Annotated in this window: 4 protein-coding genes; 1 reads left to right on the top strand and 3 read right to left on the bottom strand. The window is 72.3% G+C overall.

Translation table 11 applies throughout. The annotated features are described in order from the left end of the window. Window positions 1–1,133 precede the first annotated feature (1,133 nt). Entirely contained in the window at window positions 1,134–2,567 is a 1,434-nt protein-coding gene (locus ACSNN7_RS20720) for a DivIVA domain-containing protein (RefSeq protein WP_436682589.1), read from the top strand. Between the two features lie 30 nt (window positions 2,568–2,597). Here ACSNN7_RS20720 and ACSNN7_RS20715 read toward each other — a convergent pair whose 3' ends face one another. Genes ACSNN7_RS20715 through ACSNN7_RS20705 form a run of 3 tightly spaced genes read right to left on the bottom strand, consistent with a single transcriptional unit; the run spans window position 2,598 to window position 4,212 of the window. Beyond that, a complete protein-coding gene (locus tag ACSNN7_RS20715) occupies window positions 2,598–3,569 on the bottom strand; it encodes an NAD(P)-dependent alcohol dehydrogenase (RefSeq protein WP_436682588.1) in 972 nt (323 codons plus the stop codon). Further along, window positions 3,566–3,790: a helix-turn-helix transcriptional regulator gene (locus ACSNN7_RS20710; RefSeq protein WP_436682586.1), complete on the bottom strand. Its 225-nt coding sequence runs from the start codon at window positions 3,788–3,790 to the stop codon at window positions 3,566–3,568. Before ACSNN7_RS20710 ends, ACSNN7_RS20715 begins: the two co-directional genes overlap by 4 nt. Beyond that, window positions 3,784–4,212, bottom strand: coding sequence for a hypothetical protein (locus ACSNN7_RS20705; protein WP_436682585.1), 429 nt, complete (start codon window positions 4,210–4,212; stop codon window positions 3,784–3,786). The genes ACSNN7_RS20710 and ACSNN7_RS20705 overlap by 7 nt, the downstream gene beginning before the upstream one ends. Window positions 4,213–4,472 lie beyond the last annotated feature (260 nt).

Below are 4,472 nucleotides of genomic sequence, written 5' to 3'. Positions count from 1 at the left end.
CTTTTACTACGTTACCCGCCGGTTTCCGCCGTGTCAAACCGCTCTGCAGCGATCCGCACCACTTCCACCACAATTCCGGGCACCACAATTCGACCGGCTCGCGCCGGACATCTCGTGGAATTTCAGCAGGCCGGCCGCTGCGGTTTCCCGCACGCTCGCCCGGTGCCCTGCCGGTCGACAACCTTACCCGGTCGGCTCCGCCCCTCCAAATCCGCCTCGCGGCGAATCCGGGGCACCGCCCGGTCCAGGCTCACATGGGACTCAACCCATCCGACCCTGGGATCATTCCCGGCCCTGCCGGCCTGCTCTCACAAGCCCTCAGGAGCCCGGTCCAGGCTCGTACCGGAAGACAACCCGGCCGACCCCCGAACCATTCCCGCGCTCCGGCCTTCCAGGCTTTCGCCTGTTTCGTCCGTTCCGCGCTGGCAGAGAGAAAGTTACGTGGCCCGCGAGTTGATCGTCAAATCAACGGCCTGCGTCCCCCGTCACATCATGGATCGTCACCCCTCCCCCGCCCACCCTTGCTGCGAGACGCCGCCGATCTGGGCAGCAGTCCAGGGTCGACCATGAGGGTCGACACTCTCGGCGCAGAGCGGTCATCCGGCAGCTGGAAACTCGTCATCGGCGTGGCCAGCCGGCACAGCTGACTGTTCGACCGACACGTCGCGCAGAACCGGGACGCCTCCGGCGGGCAGGACGGGCGAACCGTTGAGGCAGCACCGGGAACCGCTCCAGATCGTCCGGACGCGGGAGGGCTTCGACAACGCCCGACCACCGTCACCGGAGTGGCAGTCACCCGTCCGTCGGGCAAAGCCGCGCGGACGCCGTCCGGTGGGACCACGTCCGGCCGTGGCGCCCCGCAGGGACCCGGGCAGGCGTGGACCGGTGTGGACGGTCGCCCTCATGCAATCGAGCGAGTGCGGGACGTACACCGCGCCCGGGACCGGCGCCATCCCGGTGCCGCTCGCGAGGGGAGCCGCCCGGCGACGCCACGATGCGACAAAGGTTCCGTACCGGCCCCCCGATCACCGGGGCGGCCCTATTGTCCGGGGCCGGACGACGGTAGCGTTGCGCCACATCATGGCCCGTGGGCGCTCATCCGCGTGGCGCTCGCACAGTACGGAGGGTGCTGCATGTCCAACGGCGAGGAGCCGTTCGCGCTGCGTGACGACGCGGCCGGGCGGCCGCATTTCGAGACCGCCCTGCGCGGATACGACAAGCGGCAGGTGGACCGGTACGTCGAGCAGACGGACGGTCAGCTCGCGACGCTGTCGACGGAGCGGGACCGGACGGCGAGCCAGGTGCACGGCCTCACCGCGCACATCCAGCGCCTCCAGACGGAACTGACCGAGCTGCGGCAGCGCCCGGCGCAGGTGGACCGGGCGTCCTTCCGGGACCTGGGCCCGATGGTGGACCAGATCCTCGCGCTGGCCGAGAAGCAGGCCGGGGTGATCACCGAGACGGCGACGCAGCGGGCGACCACCCTGCAGGGTGAGGCGGAGAAGGTGCTGACCGAGGCGCGGGAGCGCACCGTCCAGGCGCTGCGGGACCTGGACGAGGAGCTTGCCGCCCGCCGGGCCGAGCAGGACAAGGCGTACGAGGAGCGCCGGGTGGCGGCCGAGCGGGAGCTGGCCGAGATCCGGGAGCGGGCCGAGAAGCTGCGGGCGGAGGGCGAGGCCGCGCACGAGCGCGCCCAGCAGGAGGCGAAGCGGATCAGCGAGCAGACCGCCAAGCAGATCACCCAGACCCGTACGGCGGCGGAGGCGCTGACCAAGGCGGCGCGTACCCAGATCCAGCAGGAGATTCAGGCGGCGCGGACGCAGAGCCAGCAGGAGCTGGCCCAGTGGCAGGCCACCGCCGAGAAGGAGATCGCCGAGCGGCGGGCCGCCGCCGAGCAGGAGCTGGCCGAGCACCGGGCGGCGGCCGAGCAGGAGCTGACCAACCAGCACAGCGCCGCGGAGCAGCAGATTCAGGCCCTGATCGCGGAGGCCCAGCAGTACGCCACCGAGGTACGCCAGCGCGCCGACGAGCAGATGGCCGCGCAGCAGGAGCAGCTCACGGCGGTGCAGCAGGAGATCGCGGAGCGGCAGCAGGCGCTGGCGCAGGTGAGCGAGGAGTTGGAGACGGCCCGGCAGCAGTTGGCCGAGATCCAGCAGGAGGGCGACACCACCGAGCGGGACCTGGTGCAGACGCAGCGCCGGCTGGAGGAGACGCGCCGGAGCTTGGCCGCCGAGACGAAGCGGTTGGACGAGGCGCGGCAGGCGGCCGAGTCGGTCGAGCGGCACGCCAAGGATGTCCGGGCGCGGGTGCAGCGGGAGGCCAAGCGGGTGGCGGACCTGGCGGCCGCCGCGGTGATGGCCGCCGCAGCCGGTGGTGGGGAGACCGCCGAGTACCCGATGGTGGCCGTCCGCCCCGGCGGGGAGCGGACGGCGGACGAGACGCCCGAGGAGCTCGAGGAGCCCGCGGCGGAACGGTCCGAGGCCGGCCGGCCGGCGATCGAGCGGCCGGCCCCGGAGCCGTACGTGCCGCCGGCGGCGCACCGGCCCGAGGTGGTGCGGAGCAGCTGAGCCGGGCCGGTGCGGCGGCGGCCGGCCGGCTCAGGGCAGGACGACGTTCTTGCCCCGGGCGTGGCCGGCCTCCACGTGCCGGATCGCGTCGGCCACCTGTGCCAGCGGCCAGCTCCGGTCGAGGACGGGCCGGAGCCGGCCGGCGTCGACCAGCGCGGTGAGGGCGTCGAGGTTCTCGCTGCTCTCCTTCGCCACGAGGGGGATCAGCCGCTGGCCGACCAGCGGGGAGAGCAGCAGCGCGCGAAGCTGCCGGTCGAAGCCCTGCAGCAGCTTCCCGGTGGCGCCCTCGCCGCCGACGAGGACCAGCGTGCCGGTGGGGGTGAGGGCACGACGAAGGTGGGCCAGGGCCCGGTTGCCGGCGGTGTCGACGATGACGTCGTACCGGATGCCCCGGTCGGTGATTTCCTCGCGGGTGTGGTCGACTACGTCGGTCGCGCCGAGGGAGACGACCAGGTCCTGCTTGGTGGGTCCGCAGACGCCGGTGACCTGGGCGCCGGCCGCGGTGGCGAGCTGCACGGCGTACGAGCCGACGCCGCCGCCGGCGCCGATGACGAGCACCCGCTGGCCGGGGCGTACCGCCGCGGCGTCACGGACGGCGGTGAGCGCCGTCTGTCCGGAGACGGGCACGGCGGCGGCCTCGGCGAAGGTGAGGGCGGCGGGCTTGCGGGCGAGCTTGTGCTGGGGCGCGCTGGCGTACTCCGCGTAGCTGCCGGTGCCGGTGCCGTAGACCTCGTCACCGGGGGCGAAGCGGGTGACGCGGCGGCCGACGGCCGCCACGACGCCGGCGAGGTCCATGCCGGGGACGCGGTGGCGGGGGCGGCGCAGGCCGTAGCCGAGGCGGACCGGGTACGGCAGGCCGGTCATCAGGTGCCAGACGCCGGGGTCGACGCCGGCGGCGCGGACCTGGACGAGCACGTCGTCGTCGCCGGGCTGCGGCGGGTCGATGTCGCGCAACTGGAGCACGTCGGCGGGGCCGTAGCGGTCCTGGACGATGGCTTTCATGAGCTCTCCCGGGGGTAGTGGAACACGTCGGTGAGGGGGACGCCGAACACGTCGGCGATCTGGAAGGCCATCTCCAGCGACGGGGAGTAGCGGCCCTGCTCGATGGCGATGACGGTCTGCCGGGTCACCCCGATGCGGCGGGCCAGTTCGGCCTGGGTCATCTCGTCGTGCGCGGTGCGCAGGGCGCGGATGGAGTTGGTGATGCGGGTCGGTTTCACCACGACTGGAAGCCCCGCCGGTAAGCGACGATCTTGGCGGTGGAGCCGATGACTGCGGAGAGCACGAAGCCCAGGTAGATGACGTTGGCGATCCAGAAGTGGTCCCACCGGGCCAGCGCCATGCCGAGCGCCGCCACCCCGCCGACGACGACGAACGCCTGGCCGATGTGCTCCCCGGTGCGGTGGATCTCCCGGTCCCGCTGGTCGGCCTGGTTGGCGCCCTCGGGCGAGACGATCGAGACGACGATGTGCAGGAGGATCGACGCCACGATGGCGCCGCCGATGCTCCAGAGCAGGGCGCCGGCGTACGGCACGTCGGGCAGCGGCACGCCGTCGGCGCGACCGAGGACGACGGCGGCGTACGTGGCGTAGGCGACGACCGCGACCACGGCCAGCAGCCAGGCGCGTTTTTCCTCGAAGGCCACGGACCCTCCCGGGGGGTGTAAAGAATTCTTGACACCCGAACGGTATGCCGCGCCGGGCAGGTGTGTCAAGAATTCTTTACACGGCGGGCCGGGCCCACACGCAGACAAGGCGGGCCCGTGAGGACCCGCCTTGCCTTTGTTGAGCGACTACCAGAGGACTTGAACCCCTAGACCACATCCGCAATCCGCAACCGTGCTAGGTGGCAGTCACCGAAAGCGTAGGACGGCGCCGGGAGTCGCGCAGTCACCCATGTGACAGC

This window comes from Micromonospora sp. URMC 105 (genome assembly GCF_051386295.1).
Classification (GTDB): domain Bacteria; phylum Actinomycetota; class Actinomycetes; order Mycobacteriales; family Micromonosporaceae; genus Micromonospora.
Note: the sequence above shows the minus strand (reverse complement) of the source record. Positions and strands in the feature narration are given on the sequence as shown.

Excerpts from the sequence above, each read along its gene's own strand:
- ACSNN7_RS20720 (WP_436682589.1), top strand. The coding sequence starts at position 1,134 with ATGTCCAACGGCGAGGAGCCGTTCGCGCTGCGTGACGACGCGGCCGGG.
- ACSNN7_RS20715 (WP_436682588.1), bottom strand. The coding sequence starts at position 3,569 with ATGAAAGCCATCGTCCAGGACCGCTACGGCCCCGCCGACGTGCTCCAG.